This is a genomic window from Propionivibrio limicola (assembly GCF_009469695.1).
GTDB classification, from domain to species: Bacteria; Pseudomonadota; Gammaproteobacteria; order Burkholderiales; family Rhodocyclaceae; genus Propionivibrio; species Propionivibrio limicola.
In genome coordinates this window covers 14,976-40,113 of sequence record NZ_SSSR01000004.1, presented here as the reverse complement: position 1 = coordinate 40,113, position 25,138 = coordinate 14,976, and the positions used below count along the sequence as shown (strand labels likewise).

The window sequence follows — 25,138 nt, the reverse complement described above, 5'->3', positions numbered from 1 at the left end:
ACTTGCGGTGCCGGTTCGCCAAGGACCGGCACCGTTACGATTGGCCACGCAAAACAGGAATTACGAACCATGCAGCGATTTCTCAACGTTACGGCATTGCTGCTTGGCGGATTGATTGCAACAACGCCCGCAATCGCCGCCGGCAAGGCGTTTGTCACCGTCAATGGAAAAAGCGTCGCGCAAACCACGGCCGATGCATTTATCTCCGAACAGAAAGCCAGAGGCGTTCCCGATACGCCGGAATTGCAGGCGAGCGTGCGCGAGGAGCTGATCCGTCGGGAACTGCTCATGCAAGCGGCGCAGAAGGCGGGGACCGACAAACGGACCGAGGTAACGGCACAGGTCGAGGCGGCGAAGCAGGCCGTCATCATCGGCATCTATCTGCAGGACTATCTCAAGAAAAACCCGATCACCGACGCCCAGCTGAAATCGACCTACGACGTCATCAAGGCGAATCAGAGCGGTACCGAATACCGGGCGCGCCACATCTTGCTCAAGAGCGAAGAGGACGCCAAGGCCATCATTGCGAAACTGAAAAAAGGCGCCAAGTTCGAGACGCTGGCCTCCCAATCGATCGATCCGGCCTCGAAGGTAAACGGCGGCGATCTGGGCTGGTCACGCCCTGAAAGGTACGCCGAACCGTTTGCCAACGCGATGACCCATCTGGGCAAAGGCAAATACACCGAAACGCCCGTCAAGACGCCATTCGGCCTCCACGTCATCAAGCTGGAAGACTCCCGGCCAGTGGCGCCGCCTTCGTTCGATGAACTCAAACCGCGCCTGGTTCAGCAGGCACAAGGTCAGCTCGTCAGCAAAATGCTCGACGAGCTTCGAGCCAAGGCCAAGATAGAATAGTCGGCGTTCGCGCAGCCAACTCCGGCCCGCTGTCTTGCGGCAATCGGGAGGGCGGTTCGCGAGTTGGCACTTATTACAAAGAACTGTTGGTCACTCATCAGGGGAGGCGCCATGACAGTCAAGGAATCAACCGAGATCGCCACCGCTTCCGCTGTGGCGAAAGACGAAAAACAAGCACCGTTACTGATCCTGCCGGCCAATTGGGGCGGGCTTCCTCTCAATATTTATCCGCTCCCCTCCAACGAGGAACGCGGTGCCTCGCACGCCGTGGACCCGATGCTTTTCCTCGTGTTGAGCGGCCATAGCCAGCGTTGCTACCGCTACAACACCAATATCATCAATCTCGAAACCAAGCCCGGCGGCATCGAGCTGAAAGGGCACGACTATCAGCGGGAATGGGCCCGATGGGATGGAACGCCGGGTTTGACCGCCGGCGTCAAATTCACGCCGTCGATCGTGGAGCGTCTGGTCAAAGGTGTCTCCGATTTCGATGTGGCCACAACATTTGAGTTTTTTGACCCAAAAATCGAATGGTTCATGCACGAATTGCTCAGCGAAGCACAACGCGGCGCGCCTGAAGGACCGCTCTATGCGGAGAGTCTGTCGTGTGCGCTGATCGCCTATCTGGGCCGGGAACACGGCCACCGGAAGGACTATGGCCAACCGTCAGGCGGGCTTTCCCCGGTTAACCGGCAACGCATGATTGATTACATCGAGGCGCATCTGGGGGACGAACTGAGCGTTACCGTGATGGCTGAAGAAGTGGGACTGAGTCCCCATCATTTTGCGCGTTGCTTCACGGCATCGTTCGGTACGCCACCTCACCGATACATCCTGCAACGCCGCATAGAAGCCGCCCGGAAGCAATTGACTCTATCGTCCCGCACCTTGGCAGATATTGCGCTGGACCTGGGCTTCTATAGCCATACCCATTTTTCGCGAGTGTTTCGCCAGCATACGGGCGTCAATCCATCGTCGTTGCGTCGCAGGAATTGTTGCGAAGAGTCACCTGAGGATGTTTTCCCACAAGGCGCGATTCAATTTCAGAAGTAGCCGTCGAATCAAGGGGGGAATACTGGAAGTCAGCAGGCAATGGGCCGCCTTTGCGGGCCGCCCATTGCTTGGCGATGATTGTTACTCTTCCAGCCCGAGGATGGTGTTAACGCGGTCGCGGGTTCTGCGCATCGTCTCAGGTTCTTCCGTCAGGCGGTGGCCGTAGGAGGGAAGCATGCGTTGCAGGTTGGCCTGGAATTCGGGCGTCGCGGCCCGGTCGGGGAAGCAGCGGAAGATCGTGCCGAGCATCGTCGCGGCGGCAGTTGACGCGCCGGGAGAAGCGCCGAGCATGGAAACGAGCGTGTTGTCGTCCGAGGCAACGATTTCGGTGCCGAATTCCAGTCTCCCGCCGCGCAGCGCGTCGCGCTTGACGATCTGCACGCGCTTGCCGGCGCTTTGCAACTTCCAGTCCTCAAGGCGTGCGCCCGGCATGTATTTTTGCAGGTCGGCCAATCGTTGCTCCGGCGACTGGACGACCTGTCCGAACAGGTAGCGGGTCAGATCCCAGTTGTCGCGGGCGACGGCCAGCATCGGCTTCAGGTTGTCGAGGCGCAACGAGCGGGGGAGGTCGAGGTACGAGCCTTCCTTGAGATATTTGGTGGTGAAGCCGGCAAAGGGGCCGAAGAGGAGACCGCTTTGGCCGTTCCAGATACGGGTATCGAGATGGGGGACCGACATCGGCGGCGCGCCGACCGGCGCCTTGCCATAAACCTTGGCCCGATGCCGGGCGATGACTTCGGGGTTCTGGCACAGCAGCCACTGGCCGCTGACCGGGAAGCCGCCGTAGCCTTTGGCCTCGGGGATACCGGCCTTCTGCAACAACAATAACGCGCCGCCACCGGCGCCGACGATCACGATGCGTGTTCGAACCTCGCTCGTTTCCCCGGTCAGCTGGTTCTTGACGAAAACACGCCAGCCCTTGCCGTGGCCTTTCTCGCGCTTGAGTCCGTGCACGTGATGGTTGAGATGCAGAGCGAAGTTGCTGCGGTTCTTGAGGCCGTCGAAAAGAAGCCCGGCCAGAATGCCGAAGTCGAGGTCGGTACCGCGACGCACGCGGGTGGCGGCCACCGTGTCGCTGCTGGCGCGTCCTTCCATGACCAGCGGCGCCCATTCGGCGAGCTGGCCGCGGTCCGTCGTGTATTCCATGTCAGCAAACATCGGGTGCGCCGACATGCGCTCGTAGCGCGCGCGCAGGAAGCGGACGTCGTTTTCGCCTTCGACGAAGCTGATATGGGGGACGGGGTTCAGGAACGCGGTCGGATCGGGCAAACGTCCGGCTTCGACCAGACGCGCCCAGAACTGGAGCGAAATTTCGAACGATTCGTTGATCGCCAACGCCTTGGAGATATCGACCGAGCCATCCGGCTTTTCCGGCGTGTAGTTCAACTCGCAGTTCGCGGCGTGGCCGGTCCCGGCGTTGTTCATCACCTGGCTGGCCTCGATGGCCGTGTCGCCGAGGCGTTCGAAAACGCGGATGGAAACGTCGGGCATCAACTCGTTCATCAACCCGGCCATCGTCGCACTGGCGATCCCGCCGCCAATCATCACTACATCGACATGTTCGTCCATTGCCTTTGTCGACATTGCACCTCCTTTTGAATGGTGCATACGACTCTCATCACAGGGAGAAAGTTCTCCAATGGAAAAACGGGAGCCGAAGCTCCCGTTGCGTGTTGAGAAATTGAGCAAACGCAGATTTGCTCGTCACCCCGGCGAAGGCCGAGGTCCAGTTCAGTGCTTTTCCTGGATTCCGGCTTCCGCCGGAATGACAATTTCTGGTTTTATCAGCACTTCCGCAAGGATTATTTGCCTTCCGGCTCGTCCTTCTTCTTGTCGTTGCCCGGAATGTACGGGCTCCACGGCTGGGCCTTGACCGGGCCGGGCGTCTTCCAGACGACGTTGAACTGACCGTCGCCCTTCACTTCGCCGATGAATACCGACTTGTGCAGGTGGTGATTCTTCTCGTCCATCTTCGAGAGGATGCCGCTCGGCGCCTTGAAGGTCTGGCCGGCCATGGCGGCGATGACCTTGTCGGTGTCGGTCGACTTGGCCTTCTCGACGGCCTGCTTCCACATATGGATGCCGATGTAGGTCGCTTCCATCGGGTCGTTGGTTACGACGGTCTTGGCGTTCGGCAGCTTCTGCTTGGCCGCCCAGTCCTTGTACATCTTGATGAACTTGGTGTTCTCGGCGTTCTTCAGCGACTGGAAATAGTTCCATGCAGCCAAGTGGCCGACCAGCGGCTTGGTATCGACGCCGCGCAGTTCTTCTTCTCCGACCGAGAAGGCGACGACCGGCACATCGGTGGCCTTCAGGCCCGCATTCCCGAGCTCCTTGTAGAACGGCACGTTGGAGTCGCCGTTGATGGTCGACACGACAGCGGTTTTCTTGCCTTCGCCAGCGAATTTCTTGATCTTGGCGATGATCGTCTGGTAATCGCTGTGGCCGAACGGCGTGTACTCTTCCATGATGTCCGCGTCAGCCACGCCCTTGGACTTGAGGAAAGCGCGCAGGATCTTGTTGGTGGTGCGCGGATAGACGTAGTCGGTGCCGAGCAGCACGAAGCGCTTGGCTTCGCCGCCGTCCTTGCTCATCAGGTATTCCACCGCCGGGATGGCCTGCTGGTTAGGCGCGGCACCGGTGTAGAAGACGTTTTTCTCCAGCTCTTCGCCTTCGTACTGCACCGGGTAGAAGAGCAGGCCGTTCAATTCCTTGTAAACCGGCAGCACGGACTTGCGGGAAACCGAAGTCCAGCAGCCGAAGGTGACGGCGACCTTGTCCTTGGTCAGCAGCTGGCGGGCCTTTTCGGCGAACAGTGGCCAATTGGAGGCCGGATCGACGACGACCGGTTCCAGCTTCTTGCCCATGACACCGCCGGCCTTGTTGATTTCGTCGATGGTCATCAGCGCCGTTTCTTTCAGCGCCGTTTCGGAAATCGCCATCGTGCCGGAAAGCGAATGCAGGATGCCGACCTTGATCGTATCGGCGGCGAAAGCGGAAAGGGACGTCAGTCCCATGGTGGCAAGCGATGCGGCAAGCACGCTGGCTTTGATGAAGGAACGGCGGGATGTCATCGTGGAGGCTCCTTGAAATGAAAATCGTGGCAGGTCTTTGGGTTACCGATTGCTGCGGCATTCACCACAGCGCCATGCCAGATTAAGGAAGCCTGATTGATGCGGGAATACGTCAGATTGCGTAGTGGGGAAGGTCGAAGGAAGTGGCTTGCGATGGAAAAAGCGCAGCGTCCGCATTCTGGACATAAACCTCGCCCCTTCGTATGCTACGGTGCTTGACCTGCTGTGCTTACGAGTGCGATCCAACGTTTTTGTTGATTGCAATCGAATGACGATGTCACGAAAGCATTAGGATGCCTAGTTTTTGGGGGGCTCAATGTTTTTTATGAAATTTCAACAAGACAGCCTCCTTTTCCATCTTTTAGGGGGGTTCCTTAATAGTTAGAAGTAAGACTGCACCATGCCTCTTTCGAACATTCAGGTCATTTCTGGCGACTACGTCCAGGGCTTTATTTCGCACGCTTAATTGACTCCCATGCACGAGAGGGCAATTCAGAAGTCGCTCGCTGGTACTTTCGAGGTGCGTTATCTGAATTTCGGTCAATGTTCGACCTATTGCCTGCTGACTTAAAGGCTGCAGGACTTTCAAAGCAATGGGAGCGCAGCCGCTTTAAGGAAGCGCTCGATTTTCATCCGCTTGTCGCAATCTTCAAAAAAATACGTGATTTCGCAGTCCATTCAGTTCATGTGCGTGGTTTCGGCAGGGATTTTCCTGTCACGGTTCTCGAAAAAGACTCTGAACGCCAGGAGGTTATTCCAACCATATTCATTGAATCTCTTGACCGAAAGGTTCTTGGTCGGGAGATCAGCGGCGTTTCTGACGAAGATCTTGCGTGGTTCAACCAACAGATTGTTATATGGCCTGCTCATCTCCTAATTCAGGAGGCAATTTACCAAACGAGCATTCCTCTGCGTAACTATTTGGCTACGGCGCGAAGTGCGGTCTAATCGGTCCGCTGCCTCAAGACAAAGCCGACTTCAAGCCCGAAAATCTCGCCGAGTTTCTGCAGTGTCTCGATCTTCGGGTTGCCTTTGCCCGCTTCGAGTTGCTTGAGCGCGCCGAGGCTGATGCCGCGGTGTCTGGCAAATTCTGGCTGGGTGAGGCGGCTGATCCGGCGCATGGTCTTGATGGCGTCCGGGAGGGAGAGTTGGCCGGCCCGGATGTCGGCGAAGAACTGTTCGCGAAGTTGCCTTTCGGCGTCCGGGTCGATGTGCTTGCGGCGTTTGTCCATGGCTTACACCCTGTTCAGGCGTTCGGCCTGCTCGGCAATCGTCGGTTTGCAGTCGTCGATCACGAAGTCGTCGACGCCGCAGTCTTGCATGATGGCGGGGAGCGTTGCGACGGTTTTGGCGAAATAGCGAAGGCCGGCGCGTACGCTTTCCTTGTCATCTTCCGAAAGCGTCAAGAGGTCGACGATGTCGTTCCATTCAACGAGTTCGCGGCCATGGTGCCGTTCGTGCCGCCATTTGCAGCCGCGCACGACGAATTCCCGGTCGAGGTACATGGGCGCGAAATCGTAGACCGGAGTGAGTTGAACCCTGCCGTCCGGCAGGCGTTGGACGGACGTGTTGCGCGCATGGTTGTCGGTGTTGCGCATGGCCATGTTCAGAATGTCGCGCCGAATGAACTCGACGATTTCGCCAACGGGGTCGTCCACATGGGGCTGAAATGCCCGGACGAGTTCGAAGAGCGGTACAGGAACGCCAAAGGCGCGAATTCCGGCCAGCGAGGCGAGGGTTTCCTGAGACAGGCGATGCAGCCCGGCCTGATCGACGGCACGGTCGAAGCGCGGCGCGAACAGCATGTCGCGCAGGAGCATCGGCTCGCCAGCGACACGCAATCCACAGTGTTGCGCGACGCGGAGGTAGGCGGCTTCATTGCGCAGCACCGCGTAATCCGTTTCGTGGGAACCGCGCGGCAGTTTTACGAGCCAATGCCTTGCTTGGTCGGCATCGGGCAATGCGGCGTCGGCAAACCAGAGTCCGTCGTGGTTTTGCGTGAGCAGGAATTTGGGGGCGGCGCCCTGAACGCCGGTTGTGCCGGCGGTGAGCATGGCATGGAGCCAGATGTGTTCGAGAAAGGCGGACTGCCGCGCGGCGATGTCCTCAATTGCGTAGCCCGGCGGATTGCCTTCCGGATGCTCTTTTTTGTGTGATTCGTAGAATTCGACGGCGGTATTCAGCCGAAGGTTGCCAATCGGATTGAACGCGCCGTGTTGCGCCAGAAGCAGATCGGCATCGTCGCCATCGGCAATTCCGAGTTCGCGGGCCAGGTACGTCCGCCCGCGCCCCTGCGGGACGAGGTCGAGCAGGAAGGCCGGGAGCGGCTGGTATCCCTTGTCGATATCAATCCCGTAGTACTCCATTGAAACGGGCTGCGCAAACGAGATCGGCGTCGGCGCATCGCCGAATACATAGTCAGGCAAATAGCCGAACGTCCCGCAATATCGAGCGCCAGCCGGTACGAACTCCGCCGCTGGTATCCAGTTTCCGTTTTGATGAATTTCGATGATCGAACGCATGATGTTAGACGATACGCTCATTGCAATAGACGAAGTATAGGCGCTTCCGTTATTAAAAAGGCTATTGCTATAGTCTTATTGCTCAGGCTTTCACGACCCTTCATTCGTGCGGAAAAATTTTACGCCCCCCGCATCTTGCTCGTCGCCAGATTGGCCGCCGCCGTCCGTGTTTCGACGCCGAGTTTTTCGAAGACGTGTTCGAGGTGCTTGTTCACCGTGCGCGGGCTGCTGCCGAGGATGTCGCCGATGTCCTTGCTGGTCTTGCCGAGCGTGACCCAGTAGAGCACTTCCGCTTCGCGCTGGGTCAGGCGGAAGGCGGCGATCAGCGATTCGATGGCGGAGGCGTCGTTTTCTTCGCGCAGGACGACGAGCCATTCGTCGTCGCCGGTCTGGTCGTGGAAGGAGGCGAGCAGGCGCTTGTTGCCCTCGGCGACGAGCAGTGGGTTCGGCTCGCGGCCGGTTTGGCGGGCTTCGATCGCTTCGCCGATCCATGCGAGCAGGCGGGGCGGTGACAGGTCGTCGGCGAGCGCGAAATAGTCCTTGAGCAGCGTGCGCGACAGTTGTGTCTGCCAGACCAGCTTGCCGTCGCGGGCGCGCACGGCAAGCGTGCCCTGACCGAAGGCATCAAGCGCCGAGCGGGCCTGTTTCATCTGGCGGGCGTTCTGCATGTGGGCGGCGATGCGGGCCAGTACTTCAGCCGGGCGAATCGGCTTGGTCACGTAGTCGGCGCCGCCGGCGGCAAAGGCGGCGACGACGTGTTCCGTTTCGGTCAGCCCGGTCATGAAGACGATCGGGATCGAGTGCGTGGCGAAATCGGCTTTCAGGCGACGAGCGACCTCGAAACCGTCCATTCCCGGCATCATCGCATCGAGCAGGATGACGTCGGGCAGGCTCTGGCGGGCGCGTTGCAGGGCCGATTCGCCGTTGGTGGCGACGAGCACGGTGTAGCCGGTTTCGTCGAGCGCATCGTGCAGCAGGGAGAGGTTTTCCGGGATGTCGTCGACGATGAGGACGATATTGGAAATGTCGCGTTCGGCGACGGCGGCATGGTTTTCAGGCGACAGTGCTGACATTGCGGACTTTCCTTAAAACTTCCTGCACGGCATCGAACTGGAATTGGCGCGCCAGGGTGCGCAGCACTTTGACGAATTCTTCGCACTCCGGCTTCTCGCGTTCGATTTCGCCGAGCTTGTTGAGGAGGCCGCGCACGTAGCCGAGGCCGATCAGCTCGTCGAGCGCGCGCAGGGCGTCTTCGCCGGGCGGGACGAGCGCGGGCGGCTGGGGGGAGGGCTGAACCGGCGCCGGGGCGTCGCTGGCGGTGACCCATTCGAGATCGAGTTTTTTGCCGATCCAGTCGAGCAATTCATCGACGCGCAGCGGCTTGACGATGAAATCGTCGGGCGGCAGACCGACGTCGTTGTCCAGTCCCTTGTCGAAGGCGTTGGCCGAGAGGATGGCGATATGGGCGTCGGTGAGATGCTGGGCGCGGATGCGGCGGATCGTCTCCCAGCCGTCGATGCCCGGCATGGCCAGATCCATGAAGACGAGGTGCGGCGCAAAGCGCGGCAGCACGGCCAGGCATTCCTCGCCGCTTGCCGCCTGTTCGACCTGAAAGCCGAGCGGGTCGAGTACGCTTTGCAGCATGTCGCGGTCGACCTTCTCGTTATCGACGACGAGAATGCGGCGGCGAATGCCGACATAGCCGATGCGGTTGAGGCGCGGCAGGGCACGCGCTTCCTGCAGCGAATGCACCTGCGGCAGAAAGAGGCGGATGCGGAACACGCTGCCTTCGCCCGGCTGGCTGCTCACGGTCATTTCGCCGCCCATCAGGTCGGTCAGCATGCGGGCGATGGTCAGGCCGACGCCGCTGCCGCCGGCCTGTGCCGTACGGCCACGCACGAAGGGCTCGAAAATGCGCTCGATGTCGTCGGACGGAATGCCGGGGCCGCTGTCGCGGATGTCGAAGGTGGCCATGTCGCGCCGGTAGTCGATACGGAAATCGACGCCCCCCTTTGCGGTGAATTTGACGGCGTTGCCGAGCACATTGATCAGGATCTGGCGCAGCCGGTGCTGGTCGGCGCGCACGATGCCCGGCAGTTCGGCGGGTGCGTCGTAGCGGAAATCGAGTCCCTTGTTGCGCGCCTGCAGCTCGAACATGCCGACGATCTGCTGCAGGAAGTCGGCGAAGTCGCAGGGCTTGACCGTCAGCGTCAGCTTGCCGCCCTCAATGCGGGCGATGTCGAGCGTGCCTTCGATCACCGTCAGCAGGTGGTCGCCGCTCTTGCGGATGACGCTGATCGCCTGCCGGCGGTTGGCGGGAATCGTCTCGTCGCCATCGAGAATCTGCGCGTAGCCGAGGATGCTGTTGAGCGGCGTGCGCAATTCGTGGCTGATCGCCGTGATGTAGCGGCTCTTCGCCTGATTGGCCTGATCGGCCGCCTGCTTGGCCTTCTGCAACTGCTCGTCGGTGCGCTGGTGCGAGTCGATTTCCTGCATCAGCAGGTGTGTCTGCCGGTTCGATTCCTCCTGCGCCACTTTGCGGCTTTTGTGCGTCAGCACCATCCACCAGGCAACGATGCCGGAAAAAAGCAGCAGCGCCGAGAAGGTCTTGATGAACACCTGCCGCAGATGTGGCACCAGTTCCGGCTGGCTGGCGCCGATGGCGAGCACCTCGTGCGTGTAGAGCAATCCGAGCAATCCGGCCAGCAACGGCACGATGCAGCCCATCAGCAGCAGGTAGTGCATCAGCCCGGCGTCGAGATACGAGTGCAGCGACGCCGGCAGAAGCCGTTGCAGCAGGCGGTTCCACTGCGCGGCGAGATTGGCGCCGGGCTTGCAGAGGTCGTGGCAGCGTGCATCGAGCGAACAACACAGCGAACAGATGTGGCCGTTGTAGGCGGGGCAGTGCGCGGTGTCCTCGCTTTCGTACTCGCGTTCGCAGATGCAGCACTGATGCTTGTGCTGGTGCGCCGGTGCGTCGCGGCGGACGAGATAGTACTTGCCGCCCGTCCACCAAGCGATTAGCGGTGCGGTGACAAAGGCGGCGCCGAGCGCGACGAAGGAGGCATAGGGCTGCATCGCGCCGCCGAAGAGGCCGAGGTAGGTCGAGATCGACAGCAGCGAGGCGATGCCCATGGCGCCGACTCCGACCGGGTTGATGTCGTACAGGTGGCTGCGCTTGAATTCGATGTGTTTCGGCGATAGCCCGAGCGGCTTGTTGATGACGAGATCGGCGACGACGGCCGTCATCCACGAAATGGCGATGTTCGAATAGAGACCGAGCACCTGCCCGAGCGCCTGAAAAACGTCGAGTTCCATCAGCAGCAGGGCGATCAGCGTGTTGAACACCACCCAGACGACGCGCCCCGGATGGCTGTGCGTCAGCCGCGCGAAGAAGTTCGACCAGGCGAGCGAACCGGCGTAGGCGTTGGTGACGTTGATCTTGAGCTGCGAGATGACGACGAAGAGCACCGTTGCGCCAATTGCCAGCGAGGTGTTGTCAAAGACATGCGAGAAGCCGATCAGGTACATCTGGTTCGGATCGACGGCCTTTTCCAGCGGCACCGCGTTGCGCAGGGCGAGGTAGGCGAGCAGGGCGCCGCCGAGCATCTTGGCGATGCCGGGAATGACCCAGCCGGGGCCGCCGAGGATCATGCAGGCCCACCAGCGGCGGTGGTTCTTGTCGGTGCGGGCGGGCATGAAGCGCAGGTAATCGGCCTGTTCGCCCATCTGCGTGACGAGCGCGATGCCGACGGTGAGCGCCGCGCCGAACAGTGGCATCGAAAAGGCGGCGCCATTGCCGTGCTGGCCGGGGTAGTTCAGCAGCCCGCCGAGCACCGCCGGCTCCTGCACGAGAATGAAGGCGAACGGCAGCACCAGCAGGCCGAGCCAGAGCGGCTGCGTCCATGTCTGCAAGCGGCTGATCGCGGTGACGCCGTGCGTGACCAGCGGAATGACGGCGAGCGCGCTGATCAGGTAGCCCCAGGCTGGCGGGATGCCGAAGGCCAGTTCGAGCGCGTAGGCCATGATCGCCGCTTCGAGCGCGAAGAACAAGAAGGTGAACGAGGCGTAGATCAGCGAGGTGATCGTCGAGCCGATGTAGCCGAAGCCGGCGCCGCGTGTCAGCAGATCCATGTCCAGCCCGTAGCGGGCCGCCGCATGGCTGATTGGTAGACCGATCAGGAAAATGATCAGCCCAGTGGCGAGAATCGCCCAGAAGGCATTGAGGAAGCCGCTATTGACCAGCATCGTCGCGCCGACCGCTTCCAGCACGAGAAACGACGAGGCGCCGAAGGCCGTGTTCGCCACCTGCCATTCGGACAGCTTGCGGAAGCTGTGCGGCGTGAAGCGCAGCGCGTAATCCTCGAGCGTCTCGTTGACGACCCACGTGTTGTAGTCGCGCCTGATCTTGACGACGCGTTGCAGGGGTTCGGCGGTCGGAATTGCCTCCGGCGCGGATGAGGCATTGGCAACGACCGCATCGGAAAGAGCGGTAGAAGCCGTGGTGCGCGGAGAAACAGTAGGAGGCATGCAGGTCACGCTCAGCGATAGTCGAATCGGCGCAATTGTAACCTCGCCGACGGGCCGGCCAGCGCTGGCTTTGGCGCGTCATGCCCTTCCTGCTTCGCGGCGGCAGGTCCGTAATTACCGCTTTTTATTGCGGTTTCTACGAGTGCACAAGTCACTGTTTTTTTGAAACTATGGCCGTCGCAACATGACATGCGCAATCTATGACTTTCCGGATAGAAGCGATGTCGGAATACGTTGCAAATGCAGTCGTCAGCATTCGGATCGCTTTTGAAGAGGTGACACACCATGAGCTTCAAGTCGAAATCCATCGCCACCAAGCTGCTTTTCGCTTCCTGCCTGACAGCCGTTCTCGTCATCGTGGCCATCGTGGCGTTCATCAAACTCTCGATCATTCCCCAGATGACGAACCGGGCGCTCGAAAACCAGACGAGCGCGCTGGCCCACTCGCTGAAGGGTATCCATGCGTCGCCCGAACACTGGACGGAGGACTATCTTTCCCGCGCCAAGCTGCTCGATGCCTTTACCAACGACGGCAAGACGGTGGTGACGATGTTTCTGTTCAAGCACGGTGACTATGTTCGCGCCAGAACTACCCTGAAAAAGGCGGACGGCGCGCAGGCGGTCGGCTCGGTGCTTGACCCGAATTCGGATGCAGCCAAAGCACTGAAGGCAGGGAAAGAGTATTCCGGACAAATCACCCTGTTCGACCGGCGGCACATGTCCACCTACCTGCCGGTTTCCTTTCAGGATGGCACGCGCGGGGCTGTGTTCGTCGGGATCGACTACGGTTCTGCCGACCCAATGCTGGCGCTGGCTAGCCAGATGGACTATCTCGTTATCGGCGTTGGTATTGTCGGCATTGCGCTGCTGGGTGTCGGTCTCTTCTTTTCGGTGCGTGTCGAAGCGTCTCACCGTGAAATCGAGGATATTTTCCGCACGACGCAAGACGGCCTATTCCTGCTCAACCACGAGCTGCGCATGGGCGCGCAGACATCCAAAGCGCTGACCCGCGTTCTCGGCTTTGAGGTGAAACCTGGCGATTACTTCCTTGATCTGCTCAAACCCTCGGTATCGCCCAAGACGTTTGATACGGCGAAGGAATACATCGAACTGCTGTTGCGCCATGACGTGAAGGAAAAGCTCGTCGCCAGCCTCAATCCGCTCGACTGCGTCGAAATCAGCTCATTGCGCCCGAACGGCATCGTTGAATCCCGCTTCCTGCAAATCCGTTTCAACCGCGTGTTCAAGAACGGCAAGGTGACACACCTGCTGGTCACGGCCAACAACATCAGCCGTCAGGTCCGTCTGGAACGCGAACTGCGCGAGAGCGAGCGCCGCGTGCAGGATCAGATGACGATGATGGTCTACATCCTGCAGGCCGATCCGCGTCTGCTGCAGGAATTTCTCGCGAGCGCCACCCACGGCCTCAACGAAATCAACGAGATGCTTCGAACGAGCAACCCAACGACCGGGATCGAGACGCGCTGTATCGATGCGATTGCGAGAACAGCGCATCAACTCAAGGGTGACGCGGCGGCGCTGCAACTCGACGCCATCACGCAGTCTTTCCACGGTTTCGAGTCGGTCTTGCGCGAACTGCGCGAGAAGACGAAACGTACCTCAGAAGACCTGTTGCCGGTCACCGTGCGCGTCAAGGCGCTGTTTTCGGAGATTGCGGCCATTCGCGACGTGATCGCGAAAATCGGTCAGATACGCGGCATCGTCAGCGTCGAACCGGCGCGCCCACCGCGTGAATCGGGTGAAGATGCGGTACAGCCGATGGTTCGGCAGTGGAATGCTTTCGCCAACCAGCTTGCCACGCGCCATCACAAGAAAGTCGATCTGACCTATCAAGGGCTTGAGCTTTCGACGCTGGCTTCTTCACTGCGCGAAACACTGAACACGACAGTCAATCAGTTCGTCAGGAATGCGATCGTGCATGGCGTCGAAACGCCGTCCGAGCGCAAGTTGCGCGGCAAGTCCGAAGCGGCGCATCTGGCGGTTTATGTTTCCGATCAGGGCGATGGTTTCGTCGAATTGAGTTTCCGCGACGACGGGGCCGGCATCAATCTCGAAAAAGTCCGCCAGGCCGCTGTCCGTTCCGGCCGCTTCACCGCCGAAGCGGCGCAATCGCTCGATACGCGGAGGCTGACGATGATGATCTTCGAGCCGTGGCTATCGACGCAGGAAGAGGCGAACGAGGATGCCGGACGCGGCGTTGGCCTCGATGCCGTAAAGGAAATGATCAGTCGACAGGGCGGTCGCATCCGCATCGGATCAACACGCGGCGAGTACTGCCATTTGCGTGTGCAACTGCCACTCAAGCTGGATGCCGAGGCGAGCGCGGCGGGCAAAGCGGCAAAACACGAGTCGAAGCATGAACTGGGCAACGCGCTGATCGGGGAGGCCGCCTGATGAGTATCAAACTGATGATCGTGGATGACTCGAACATCATCCGCAGCAAAATAACACGCACGCTTGGCGAGCACCACATGGAGGTGGTGGCAACGGCGGCCAATGGCGAGGAAGCCGTCGCCCAGTTCGCCAGGACAAAACCCGACCTGGTGACCATGGACATCACGATGCCGCGCATGGACGGCATCGAATGCATCCGGGCGTTGCGTCGGATCAATTCGAAGGTGTTGATCCTCGTCGTCTCGGCGCTGGCCGACAAAGCGACGGCGATTCAGGCGCTGAAGGAGGGGGCACAGGGATTCCTGTGCAAGCCGTTTTCGGAAACCGATCTGACCGAAGCGATGGACGAACTGCTGGGAGGGACTTCAAATGGATGAGCGCGAACTGCACATTTTCCTCGATATCGTCAGCCATTACTTTGAGAGCCAGACGGGCAAGCTACCGGAACTCGGCAGCCCGTATCTCGGCGAACGTAGCGCCTTGCCTATTTACGACTTTACCGGCGTGATCGGCATCTCCGGCCAGCGGCAGGGCTGCGTCTATTTCACCGCCCGGCGCGACTTGTTACGCCAATTGCTGCTGCATGTCGGCGAATCGGACGTTTCCGACAAGAACCTCGGCGATCTGGTCGGTGAAGTCGCCAACATCATTTCCGGCAACGCGCGCCGCCACTTCGGGCCGGATTTCATGATTTCCGTGCCCGTCGTTGTCGAAGGAACTGCCAAGTCGATTCAGGTTCCGAGCACCGTCAAGGCCTACATCCTGCCCTTGCGCTGGCACAAGATGGTGGCTTCGCTGGTGGTGAGTTTGCAGTAGAGGGGAACCGCAGCTCAGAGCCCCCCGAATTCCCGCCCTTTCCCAACCCCCCACTGCTTCACCAGAGCGTAAATCGCCGGAATCACCACCAGCGTCAGTATCGTCGACGACACCATCCCGCCGACCATCGGCGCGCCGATCCGGCGCATTACCTCCGAACCGGTGCCGGCGACCCACATGATCGGCAGCAGGCCGGCCATGGTCGAGACGACGGTCATCATCTTCGGCCGCACGCGCTCTACGGCGCCTTCCATCACCGCCGCGTAGAGGTCGCTGGCGGTCGGCTCTTGGCCTGCGGCGCGGCGTTTCGCCTTGATTTCTTCCCAGGCCTGATCGAGGTAGATCAGCATGACGACGCCGGTTTCGGCGGCGACGCCGGCGAGTGCGATGAAACCGATGGCGACGGCGACGCTCATGTTGTAGCCGAGCGCCCACATCAGCCAGATGCCGCCGACCAGCGCGAAGGGCACCGAAAGCATGACGATCAGGGTTTCCGTGATGCGCCGGAAGTTGAGGTAGAGCAGCAGGAAAATGATCAGCAGCGTCACCGGCACGACGACCTTCATCTTCTCGATGGCGCGCTCCATGTTCTCGAACTGGCCGCTCCACGTCGCATAGTAACCGGGTGGAAACTGCACGTTGTCGGCCACGGCCTTCTTCGCCTCGGCGACGTAGCTGCCGATGTCGCGCTCACGGATGTCAACGTAGATATAGGCCGAGAGCAGGGCGTTTTCGGTACGGATGGCCGGGGCGCCCTTGGCGATTTCGACCTTGGCGAGTTGCCCCAATGGAATCATCGCCCCGTCCATCGTCGGCACCAGCACTTCGCGGGCGATCTGCTGCGGGTCGGAGCGGAGTTCACGCGGATAGCGCACCGTCACGCCGTAGCGTTCGCGGCCTTCGACGGTCGTCGTGACCATCTCGCCGCCGAGCGCTGTGCCGATCACGTCCTGCACTTCGCCAACCGACAGGCCGTAGCGCGCCAGTTGCGTGCGATCCGGCTCGATGTTGAGGTAGAAGCCGCCGGTGATGCGCTCGGCGAAGGCGCTCGACGTGCCGGGTACGTTCTTGACCACGGTTTCGATCTGCCGCGCCAGCTTCTCCATTTCATCGAGATCCTTGCCGAAGACCTTGATGCCGATCGGCGTGCGGATGCCGGTCGAAAGCATGTCGATGCGTGCCTTGATCGGCATCGTCCAGGAGTTCGAGATGCCGGGGAACTGCAGCGCCTTGTCCATCTCGGCGATCAACTTGTCGATGTTCATGCCGGCGCGCCATTCGGATTCGGGCTTCAGGTTGATCACGGTCTCGAACATCTCGGTCGGCGCCGGGTCGGTGGCCGTGTTGGCTCGGCCGGCCTTGCCGTAGACCGAGGCGACTTCCGGGAAGCTCTTGATGATCTTGTTCTGTGTCTGCAGCACTTCGGCGGCTTTGGTGATCGACATGCCGGGCAGCGAGGCGGGCATGTAGAACAGCGTGCCTTCGTTCAGTGTCGGCATGAATTCGGAGCCGAGCTTCGACGCCGGATAGAAGGAGGCGAACAGGGTCAGCAAGGCGATGGCGATGGTCGTCTTCTTCCAGCGCATCACGCCAGCGATGACCGGGCGGTAGAGCCAGATCAGGAAGCGGTTCACCGGATTCTTCGCTTCCGGCATGATCTTGCCGCGCACGAAGATCACCATTAGCGCAGGGACCAGCGTGACCGAGAGGATGGCCGCAGCGGCCATCGCCAGGGTCTTGGTCCAGGCCAGCGGCGAGAAAAGGCGGCCTTCCTGGCCTTCGAGTGCGAAAACGGGCAGGAAAGAGACGGTGACGATGAGCAGCGAGTAAAAGAGCGACGGGCCGACCTCCTTGCAGGCGGCGATGATGGCCTTGGCCCGGGCCGTCATTCCGGCGGAAGCCGGAATCCAGGTTTCTTGGTCATCCTCTGGATCCCGGCTTTCGCCGGAATGACGGGGGATTTTGCGGTCAAGTGCTTCGAGATGCTTGTGCGCGTTCTCGATCATCACTACCGAGGCGTCGACCATCTCCCCGATGGCGATGGCGATACCGCCCAGACTCATCAGATTGGAGCTCATGCCCAGCCAGCGCATGGCGATGAAGGACATCAGGATAGCGATCGGCAGCATGATGACGGCGACCAGCGCGCTGCGCAGGTGCAGCAGGAAAATGAAGCAGACGGCGGCGACGATCAGCAATTCCTCGATCAGCGTGTTCTTCAGCGTGTCGATGGCGCGATGGATCAACTCGGAGCGGTCGTAGACCGGCTCGATGGTGACACCTTCCGGCAAACCGGGCGTGATCTCGGCCACCTTCTCCTTCAGGTTGTGGATGACTTCCAGCGCGTTTTCACCGAAGCGGGCGATGGCGATGCCGGAGACGACCTCGCCTTCGCCGTTCAGCTCGGTGATGCCGCGCCGCTCGTCCGGCACGATCTCGACACGGGCGACGTCGCGGATCAGCACCGGCGTTCCCCCGCCTTTTCCAGCTGTGGCCTTCACCACCAGCTGCTCGATGTCGCTGGCACCGCGCAGATAACCCTTGCCGCGCACCATGTATTCGGTTTCGGCCATTTCCACAGTGCGGCCGCCGACGTCGCGGTTCGAATCGCGGATCACCTGCGCCACCTTCATCAGCGGAATGCCGTAGGAACGCAGCTTCACCGGATCGACCGTCACCTGATAGGTCTGCACGAAGCCGCCGATCGAAGCGACTTCGGCGACGCCGTGCGCCTTGGTCAGCTGGTAGCGGACGAACCAGTCCTGAATCGAGCGCAGTTCGGCCAGCGTTTTGTCCTTGGCGAGCAGGGCGTACTGATAGACCCAGCCGACGCCCGAAGCATCCGGCCCGATCTGCGGCGTCACCCCATTGGGCAGGCGGCCAGCGGCGAAGTTGAGGTATTCGAGCACGCGCGAACGCGCCCAGTAGATGTCGGTGCCGTCCTCGAAAATGATGTAGACGAAGGAGGCGCCGAAGAACGAGAAGCCGCGCACGACCTTCGATTTCGGCACCGAGAGCATGGCCGTGGTCAGCGGGTAAGTGATCTGGTCCTCGACCACCTGCGGCGCCTGTCCCGGCGCCTCGGTGTAGACAATGACCTGCACGTCGGAGAGGTCGGGCAGGGCGTCGATCGGCGTGCGTAGCACGGCATAAACACCGGCGATGACGATGAACAGCGTTGCCAGCAGGACGAGAACACGGTTGCGGGCGGACCAGTCGATGATGTTGGCGAGCATGAGGCGACTCTTTCAGTTGCGATCAGTTATTGACTTAACTGCGAACCACCAAGACACCAAGGGCACCAAGTCGCACCAAGAAGAGCCGCTTAATCTTTTGATTTTCTTGGTGAATCTTTGTGTTCTTGGTGACTTGGTGGTCAAGTCCTTAGTGTTGTTTGTGATTGGCCGGTTTGATTCCCGTAATCACCCATTCGCCCTGACCACGTTCGACGAACTCGAAGTCGATGGCGGCGCCCGGTTGCAGGCCCTTCATCAGCGCCGCGTTGGCCGGTTTGAACTCCATGGTCATGGCCGGCCACTTGAGGCTGGCGACCGGGCCGTGTTCGATGCTGACCATGCCGGTTGCGGCATCGACGCTCTCGATCGTGCCGCTTGCCTGATGGCCGACGGTGGCGGCTAGCTTGCCGGCGCCTTCGGTGGGCGCCGCGCCGAAACCGCCCACGGCTGCCTTGAGATTGCTTTCCGCGTCGATCAGGAAATTGGCGGCAACGACGACCTGTTCGCCTTCCTTGATGCCTTCGATGACTTCCACGTAGTTGTCGCTGCGCGCGCCGAGTTTGACTTCGCGCGGTTCAAAACGGCCCGCCTTCTCGTCTTTCCCGAGTTGCACCAGCGCAATCTGGCGCTTGCCGCTGTCGATGATCGCGGAAACCGGCACGGTGACGACGTTGGCCATGCCATTTTTCTGTGCCGCCACCGGCAGCTCCACCTGCGCGAACATCGCCGGCTTCAGCAGCAGGCCGGGGTTGGCGAGTTCGACCCGCACCGGCACGGTGCGCGTGTCCGGGTTGAGCGTCGGATACACGTAGCTCACCTTGCCTTCGAAAATCTTGTCCGGGTAAGCGTTGATGCGCACCGTGGCCTTGGCGCCCGGTTTTAGCAGCCCGATATCCTGTTCGAAGACGTCGGCGACGACCCACACCGACGACAGATCGGCCACCTGATAGAGCATTTCGCCCGGCATGAAGCGCATGCCTTGCAGCGCCTTCTTCTCGGTGACGATGCCGGCGACAGGCGAGTGGAAGGTCAGCGTGCGCCGGGTCTGGCCGGACTTGGCCATCGCCTTGACCTGGGCTTCCGGAATGTCCCAGTTCTTCAGCCGCAACAGGCTCGACTCGGCCAGTTGCCGCATGCCGTCCTGTGCCTCGCCGCCGGCGCCCTTCAGCGCGTCGACGCCCTGCGCGGCAATCGCGTATTCGCGTTGCGCCGAGACGAGTTCCGGGCTGTACACCTCGAACAACGGCTGCCCCTTGCCGACCGGCTGGCCGGTGACGTTGACGTGCAGGCGCTCGACGTAGCCCTCGAATTTCGGGGCAATGGCGTAGAGGCGGCGTTCATCCGGCTCGACGCGGCCGGCGGCGCGCACGATCCGGTCGAGCACGCGGCGTTGTGCAGCTTCGGTTCTGACACCGAGTTTCTGGACTTTCTCGGTGCTGACCGTGATCGTGCCGGCTGCGTCGCTTTCACCGGTGTCTTCGCCCTCATAGACCGGAATGTAATTCATGCCCATCGGGTCTTTCTTGGGCGTCGGCGAGGTGTCGGGCAGGCCCATCGGATTGCGGTAGTAGAGGAGTTTGCGCTCCTTCTTAACACCCGAGTCGTCGCTTCCGGCAGACGAAATCGTGGTATTCCCCGGAGCGCTGGTGCGGCTGCCGAACCAGTAACCGCCGCCGGTCGCCAGTGCGACTGTCACGAGTCCGATGCCAAGAGCCTGACCCTGTTTCATAAATCTTCTCCCAATAGCTTTTCGATTTCCGCCAGACGCATCTGTGCGTCGGCCTGCGCCTTGATCTGGTTTTGTCTGGCCTGACGGATCTGTTTTTGCGCTTCGATCAGGGTCATGAAGTCGACCTTGCCGTTTTCGTAGCCAGCCAGCGCCGACTTGAAGGAAAGCTCGGCCTGCGGCAACAGGCTGCTGGTCGTCAGCGTCTCGGTGCGGCGGGCGGCTTCGATGCCGGACAGGTTCTCGGCGAGTTCAGTGAGCACCTGATGGGCGGCGGCGTCCTTGCGCGAGCGGGCGGCGGCGAGCATCGACTCGGACTCGCGCTCCATCGACCGGCGCGACGATTGCTGCAGCGGGATGTTGAATTCGAGCATCACTTCCCATTCCTTGACCGAATTTTCGTACTGGACCGGCGTGACGCCGAGCGTGAAGTCGGGATAGCGGTTCTTGTAGGTTAGCTCGCGGTTTTTCTCGGCGGCCTGGATGCGCGCCTCTTCGGCGAACAGCTGCGGATTGCGGCCGCGCACGCGGTCTTCCAGCGTCGCGTAATCGAGCCTGGCCGGCGCGGGAATCGGCCGCAGCGCTTCCGGGTTGGCGATGGGGGCGGGGGCCGGGCGGGCGAGCAGCCCATTGATGCGCGCCCGCAGCATGTTGCCATCGTTCGTCAGCATGATCAGATCGTTGCGCATGCCGGTCTGCTCGACCTGCGCGCGGATCACGTCCTGCTGCGCGGCCAGTCCGCCGGCGTAGCGCACCTGCGCGATCTTCTCCAGCCTGACCATCAGGTCGAGGATTTCGCGCGCCAGTTTTTCGTTCTGATACAGGGTGAACAACTGGGCGTGCGCCGTTTTCAGGCGGGCGGCGATTTCGGCCCAGGTGCCGCGGGCACGGCCTTGCGCGCTCTCGGCTTCGAGTTCGGCGATGCCGCGCTTGAGGTCGCGCTTGCCATACCAGGGCAGGTCCTGCATCAGCGTGTACTTGGTGCTGCCAACCCGGCTGGGTGAAAGCGTGGCGTTCTGCTCGCCCATTTTGGTGATGTCCATCAGTTCCATCCGGAACTTCGGGTCGGGCAGGGCGCCGGCCGGCGTGATGCGCTCGCTTGCCGCGTCGGCCTCGAAGCGCATCGCGGCGTATTCCGGGTTGTTGTGGCGGGCGTAGTCGAGCAGGCTGTCGACGGTGCGGCCGGGAATAGCGTCAATAACGCCGGGCGACGGTGCGTTCTGCGCGGCCGCCGGCACCGCGTGGCCGAGCGTCAGGAGCAGTACGACGATTGCCGACAACCTGAGCGGGGTGCCGGTTTTCATTTGGCCAACTCGAAGCGGACGATGGTCAGCGCGTTATTGAGGTTGTCGGCGACGAAGCGGATCTTGCTGCCCACCTGTATCTGGTCGAGCCAGGTGGCGTCCTTGACGCGGAAAACCATGGTCATCGCCGGCATGTCGAGATTGGTCAGCGGCCCGTGGCTGACGGTGACCTTGCCCGCCGCCGTGTCGATTTTCTTGACGACGCCGTCGACCATGCCGCCTTCCACGGCGGAGTGCATGGCACCGTGCCCGCTATGGGTGTTGTGTCCACCCGCCGACTGTGCGGCCGGGGAGAGCAGTGCGAAAAGGGCGGCAATCGAAATGGCAAGGGTGTTTTTCATGTTCAGTCCTCAATCGAATCAGTGCTTGATGGTGTGTGCAGTATGGCATCAGGTGGCCGGCGGGAAGCTGACCGGAAAATTACATTGCTGTAATCTTCGACCCCGTTGTGAATGCATTTGGACGAGCGAATAAGGTGAAAGGAATCGCATGACCGCCAGCAAGAGAGGCAGAACCAGCCGCATCACGGATGGCGCACAGCAGCAGTCTGCCCGGGGGGCCATGTCCTCCATTGTTCGCTCCTCCGCTGCCGAATACCTGACCTCTGTCGCCGCCAGCGGCCAAGGCGGTGTGGAGGCAGTGCATGCCGACGAGAGCATCTGGCTGACCCAGAAGATGATGGGGGTGCTCTATGACGTAGACGTACGCACCGTGAACTATCACCTGAAAAAAGTGTTTTCCGACAGTGAATTGGAGGCGGATTCAGTTATCCGAAAATTTCGGATAACTGCTGCTGACGGCAAGACGTATGACACCCAGCACTACAGCCTGGCGGCCATCATCGCGGTGGGCTACAAGGTTAATTCCGAGCGCGCGGTACAGTTTCGCAAGTGGGCTACCCGCATCATCGAAGAATTCACCGTCAAAGGCTTTACCAAGCTACCAAGCGCTTTTTTGCCACCGTGCAAAACAAGTTGCACTGGGCCATTCACGGACAGACGGCGGCTGAGGTTATTTACAACCGCGCCAATGCCGGGAAAGACAACATGGGCCTGACCGCTTGGAAGGATTCTCCACTCGGGAAGATCCTGAAATTCGATGTGGTTGTGGCCAAGAACTACCTGACCGAACACGAAATGGCACAATTGGAACGGTTGGTGTCCGCCTATCTGGATGTCGCCGAGGACATGGCGCTGCGCAAAATTCCGATGACCATGCAGGATTGGGAAACGCGCCTGAACCGCTTCATCGAGGCGACTGACCGGGAAGTTTTGCAGGACGCCGGCAAGGTCACCGCGGAAATCGCCAAGGCCCATGCCGAAAGCGAATTCGAAAAATATCGCATCCTGCAGGATCGCCTGTTTGAAAGCGATTTTGACCGGATGCTCAAACGGATTGAATCCGGCGGAAAACCATGAAAATTCTGGTGGTCGAAGACGAGCCGAAAACCGGCGATTACCTGAAGCAGGGGCTGGGTGAGGCGGGGTTCGTCGTCGATCTGGCACGTGACGGCTTCGACGGCCTGCATCAGGCACTGACCGAGGCCTACGATCTGGCAATCCTCGACGTGATGCTGCCGGGTATCGATGGCTGGCAGATTCTGCAAGGCATTCGCCGGGCCGGCAAGGAGATGCCGGTGCTGTTTCTGACGGCGCGCGATCAGGTCGACGACCGGGTGCGCGGGCTCGAACTCGGCGCCGACGATTATCTCGTCAAGCCGTTTGCCTTTGCCGAACTGCTGGCCCGCGTGCGCACCCTGCTTCGGCGCGGCAACAAGAGCAAGGAGTCGGAACCCATGCTCTTGCGTGCGGCCGACCTCGAACTCGATCTGCTGCGGCGGCGCGTCACCCGTGCCGGTCGGCGCATCGACTTGACGGCCAAGGAATTCGCGTTGATCGAACTGTTGTTGCGCCGGCAGGGCGAAGTGCTGCCGCGTTCGCTGATCGCCTCGCAGGTCTGGGACATGAATTTCGATAGCGACACCAACGTCGTCGAAGTCGCCGTGCGCCGCCTGCGCGCAAAGGTCGACGACGACTTTGAGCCGAAGCTGATCCGTACCGTGCGCGGCATGGGCTACGTGCTGGAGGATGCGGCGTGCGATTGAGCGACCGCCGTGCGTCGCGTGCTTCGATTGCCCGGCGGCTGACGGCGCTGTTCGCCGCGGCATCGACGGCGGTACTGTTGGCGCTCGGCTACCTGATTGGCACCGCCGTTGAGCAGCATTTCGAGGAGCAGGATCTCGCCGTGCTGAACGGCAAGCTGCAGTTGGCCCGGCAGGCGCTGGCGAAAGTGACCTCGCAAGCCGATCTGGATGCGATCCCGCAGCACCTTGACGATGCCCTGATCGGCCATTCGGGGCTGGCCGTGGTGGTGAAGGCGCCGAATGGCGAGACGTTGTTTGCTACGAGCGGCGCCGAATTTCCGGAAGCGCTGCTGGTGAGGCAGGTGCATGGCAATGGCCGGCATCCGTACGTTTGGCGGACCGCGCGCAGTACGCCGCTGCGCGGCATTTCCGCGCCAGTGCCGACCGGCATCCCCGATGCGCTGCCGGCCATCGTCGGCGTGGCGACCGATATTTCGCACCACGAGCAGTTCATGGACGGCTTCCGCCGGACCTTGTGGTCGTTCGTCGTACTCGCTGCCTTGCTGACCGGCGTGCTCGGCTGGCTGGCCGTGCGGCGCGGGCTGGCGCCGTTGCAGGCCATGCGGCAGAAGGCGTCGGGTATCACCGCGCAACGGCTCGACGCCCGCCTCGACGCTGAAGCGGTGCCGGCCGAACTCGCCGATCTGGCGCAGACGCTCAACGCCATGCTGGCGCGGCTGGAAGCCTCGTTCCGGCGCCTGTCCGATTTTTCTTCCGACCTCGCGCACGAATTCCGCACGCCGATCAGCAACCTGCTGACGCAAACGCAGGTCACGCTGTCGCGTTCGCGCTCCCCCGAGGAATACCGCGAGGTACTGGCTTCGAACGTCGAGGAATACGAACGCCTGTCGCGCATGGTGGCCGACATGCTGTTCCTCGCCAAAGCCGACGAAGGTCAGCTGATTCCGTCACGGGAAAAGCTTGATCTGGCGCCGTTGATCGACAACCTCGTCGAGTTTTATCGCATCGCGGCCGAGGAAAAGGGGGTGACGGTGAGTTGCTCGGGAAAAGGAGAAATCGAGGGCGATTCCTTGATGATTCGCCGCGCCATCAGCAACCTGTTGTCGAACGCGATCCGGCACACGCCGTCGGGCGGACAGGTGAGCGTCATCATCAAGAACGCAACGGCCAGTGGTGTGTCCATCGACGTCATCAATTCCGGGGAGACGATTCCGGCCGAGCATTTGCCACGTCTCTTCGATCGTTTTTACCGTGCCGATTCCGCGCGGGGCGGAGATGGAATGCGCTCCGGGCTGGGACTGGCCATCGCCAAATCGATCATGGAGGCCCACGGCGGGAAGATTGTGATTACTTCGGAGAGAGCCGCCGGAAAATGCTCCGGCGGTGGGGAAACGCGCTTTACGCTGAATTTTCCTTGATGTTCGGCGCCCCGGTTTGGCCGCGGACGCCGAAACTTTTACGTTGCCGATGAACCGGCCGGCCGGACGAATCCGGCACGGCGAT

Annotated in this window: 20 protein-coding genes; 10 read left to right on the top strand and 10 right to left on the bottom strand. The window is 61.1% G+C overall.

Features of this window, described 5'->3' with window-relative positions:
* The first annotated feature begins 69 nt into the window (after positions 1 to 69).
* Both GH659_RS05235 and GH659_RS05230 read left to right on the top strand, forming a co-directional pair.
* Positions 70 to 855 carry a peptidylprolyl isomerase gene (locus tag GH659_RS05235; protein ID WP_153109841.1) on the top strand — a complete coding sequence of 262 codons (786 nt, stop codon included), beginning with the start codon at positions 70 to 72 and terminating at the stop codon, positions 853 to 855.
* A gap of 111 nt (positions 856 to 966) precedes the next feature.
* Positions 967 to 1,908, top strand: a complete 942-nt coding sequence (locus GH659_RS05230; RefSeq protein ID WP_153109839.1) for a helix-turn-helix domain-containing protein — start codon at positions 967 to 969, stop codon at positions 1,906 to 1,908.
* Between the two features lie 81 nt (positions 1,909 to 1,989).
* On the opposite strand, the gene mqo is transcribed toward GH659_RS05230, so the two are convergent.
* Both mqo and urtA read right to left on the bottom strand, forming a co-directional pair.
* Entirely contained in the window at positions 1,990 to 3,492 is a 1,503-nt protein-coding gene (mqo, locus tag GH659_RS05225) for a malate dehydrogenase (quinone) (RefSeq protein ID WP_153109837.1), read from the bottom strand.
* Between the two features lie 218 nt (positions 3,493 to 3,710).
* Positions 3,711 to 4,982, bottom strand: coding sequence for an urea ABC transporter substrate-binding protein (gene urtA / locus GH659_RS05220; protein ID WP_153109833.1), 1,272 nt, complete (start codon positions 4,980 to 4,982; stop codon positions 3,711 to 3,713).
* Between the two features lie 543 nt (positions 4,983 to 5,525).
* On the opposite strand from urtA, the gene GH659_RS05215 reads away from it, so the two are divergent.
* Complete coding sequence (locus GH659_RS05215; protein WP_153109831.1) at positions 5,526 to 5,930, top strand: hypothetical protein; 405 nt, start codon at positions 5,526 to 5,528, stop codon at positions 5,928 to 5,930.
* On the opposite strand, the gene GH659_RS05210 is transcribed toward GH659_RS05215, so the two are convergent.
* The 4 genes from GH659_RS05210 to GH659_RS05195 all read right to left on the bottom strand — a co-directional run bounded on the left by GH659_RS05210 (position 5,927) and on the right by GH659_RS05195 (position 12,034).
* Positions 5,927 to 6,214: a helix-turn-helix domain-containing protein gene (locus GH659_RS05210; RefSeq protein WP_153109829.1), complete on the bottom strand. Its 288-nt coding sequence runs from the start codon at positions 6,212 to 6,214 to the stop codon at positions 5,927 to 5,929. The genes GH659_RS05215 and GH659_RS05210 overlap by 4 nt on opposite strands.
* Before the next feature lie 3 nt (positions 6,215 to 6,217).
* Positions 6,218 to 7,504, bottom strand: coding sequence for a type II toxin-antitoxin system HipA family toxin (locus GH659_RS05205; RefSeq protein ID WP_170285827.1), 1,287 nt, complete (start codon positions 7,502 to 7,504; stop codon positions 6,218 to 6,220).
* A 119-nt stretch (positions 7,505 to 7,623) separates the two neighbouring features.
* Positions 7,624 to 8,577, bottom strand: a complete 954-nt coding sequence (locus tag GH659_RS05200) for a response regulator (RefSeq protein ID WP_153109825.1) — start codon at positions 8,575 to 8,577, stop codon at positions 7,624 to 7,626.
* Positions 8,558 to 12,034: a hybrid sensor histidine kinase/response regulator gene (locus GH659_RS05195; protein WP_153109823.1), complete on the bottom strand. Its 3,477-nt coding sequence runs from the start codon at positions 12,032 to 12,034 to the stop codon at positions 8,558 to 8,560. The genes GH659_RS05200 and GH659_RS05195 overlap by 20 nt, the downstream gene beginning before the upstream one ends.
* A 285-nt stretch (positions 12,035 to 12,319) precedes the next feature.
* Here GH659_RS05195 and GH659_RS05190 point away from each other — a divergent pair, with 285 nt between their 5' ends.
* Genes GH659_RS05190 through GH659_RS05180 form a run of 3 tightly spaced genes read left to right on the top strand, consistent with a single transcriptional unit; the run spans position 12,320 to position 15,265 of the window.
* Complete coding sequence (locus tag GH659_RS05190) at positions 12,320 to 14,449, top strand: Cache 3/Cache 2 fusion domain-containing protein (protein WP_153109821.1); 2,130 nt, start codon at positions 12,320 to 12,322, stop codon at positions 14,447 to 14,449.
* Positions 14,449 to 14,826 (top strand): response regulator, encoded by a 378-nt coding sequence (locus GH659_RS05185; protein WP_153109819.1) that lies wholly within the window; start codon positions 14,449 to 14,451, stop codon positions 14,824 to 14,826. The genes GH659_RS05190 and GH659_RS05185 overlap by 1 nt, the downstream gene beginning before the upstream one ends.
* Complete coding sequence (locus GH659_RS05180; protein ID WP_153109817.1) at positions 14,819 to 15,265, top strand: chemotaxis protein CheX; 447 nt, start codon at positions 14,819 to 14,821, stop codon at positions 15,263 to 15,265. Before GH659_RS05185 ends, GH659_RS05180 begins: the two co-directional genes overlap by 8 nt.
* A gap of 14 nt (positions 15,266 to 15,279) precedes the next feature.
* Here GH659_RS05180 and GH659_RS05175 read toward each other — a convergent pair whose 3' ends face one another.
* The 4 genes from GH659_RS05175 to GH659_RS05160 all read right to left on the bottom strand — a co-directional run bounded on the left by GH659_RS05175 (position 15,280) and on the right by GH659_RS05160 (position 21,872).
* Complete coding sequence (locus GH659_RS05175) at positions 15,280 to 18,501, bottom strand: efflux RND transporter permease subunit (RefSeq protein WP_153109815.1); 3,222 nt, start codon at positions 18,499 to 18,501, stop codon at positions 15,280 to 15,282.
* Positions 18,502 to 18,649: 148 nt separating this feature from the next.
* Positions 18,650 to 20,230, bottom strand: coding sequence for an efflux RND transporter periplasmic adaptor subunit (locus GH659_RS05170; protein WP_153109813.1), 1,581 nt, complete (start codon positions 20,228 to 20,230; stop codon positions 18,650 to 18,652).
* Complete coding sequence (locus GH659_RS05165; protein WP_153109811.1) at positions 20,227 to 21,531, bottom strand: TolC family protein; 1,305 nt, start codon at positions 21,529 to 21,531, stop codon at positions 20,227 to 20,229. The genes GH659_RS05170 and GH659_RS05165 overlap by 4 nt, the downstream gene beginning before the upstream one ends.
* Complete coding sequence (locus GH659_RS05160; RefSeq protein ID WP_153109809.1) at positions 21,528 to 21,872, bottom strand: copper-binding protein; 345 nt, start codon at positions 21,870 to 21,872, stop codon at positions 21,528 to 21,530. Before GH659_RS05160 ends, GH659_RS05165 begins: the two co-directional genes overlap by 4 nt.
* 148 nt (positions 21,873 to 22,020) lie before the next feature.
* Between GH659_RS05160 and GH659_RS14875 the strand changes: the two genes are divergently transcribed.
* Genes GH659_RS14875 through GH659_RS05145 form a run of 4 tightly spaced genes read left to right on the top strand, consistent with a single transcriptional unit; the run spans position 22,021 to position 25,053 of the window.
* Positions 22,021 to 22,587: a virulence RhuM family protein gene (locus GH659_RS14875; RefSeq protein WP_211364112.1), complete on the top strand. Its 567-nt coding sequence runs from the start codon at positions 22,021 to 22,023 to the stop codon at positions 22,585 to 22,587.
* Complete coding sequence (gene rhuM, locus GH659_RS14870) at positions 22,494 to 22,949, top strand: RhuM family protein (protein WP_246167720.1); 456 nt, start codon at positions 22,494 to 22,496, stop codon at positions 22,947 to 22,949. Before GH659_RS14875 ends, rhuM begins: the two co-directional genes overlap by 94 nt.
* A complete protein-coding gene (locus GH659_RS05150; RefSeq protein WP_153109807.1) occupies positions 22,946 to 23,635 on the top strand; it encodes a heavy metal response regulator transcription factor in 690 nt (229 codons plus the stop codon). Before rhuM ends, GH659_RS05150 begins: the two co-directional genes overlap by 4 nt.
* Positions 23,626 to 25,053 carry a heavy metal sensor histidine kinase gene (locus GH659_RS05145; protein ID WP_246167719.1) on the top strand — a complete coding sequence of 476 codons (1,428 nt, stop codon included), beginning with the start codon at positions 23,626 to 23,628 and terminating at the stop codon, positions 25,051 to 25,053. Before GH659_RS05150 ends, GH659_RS05145 begins: the two co-directional genes overlap by 10 nt.
* Positions 25,054 to 25,138: the final 85 nt, after the last annotated feature.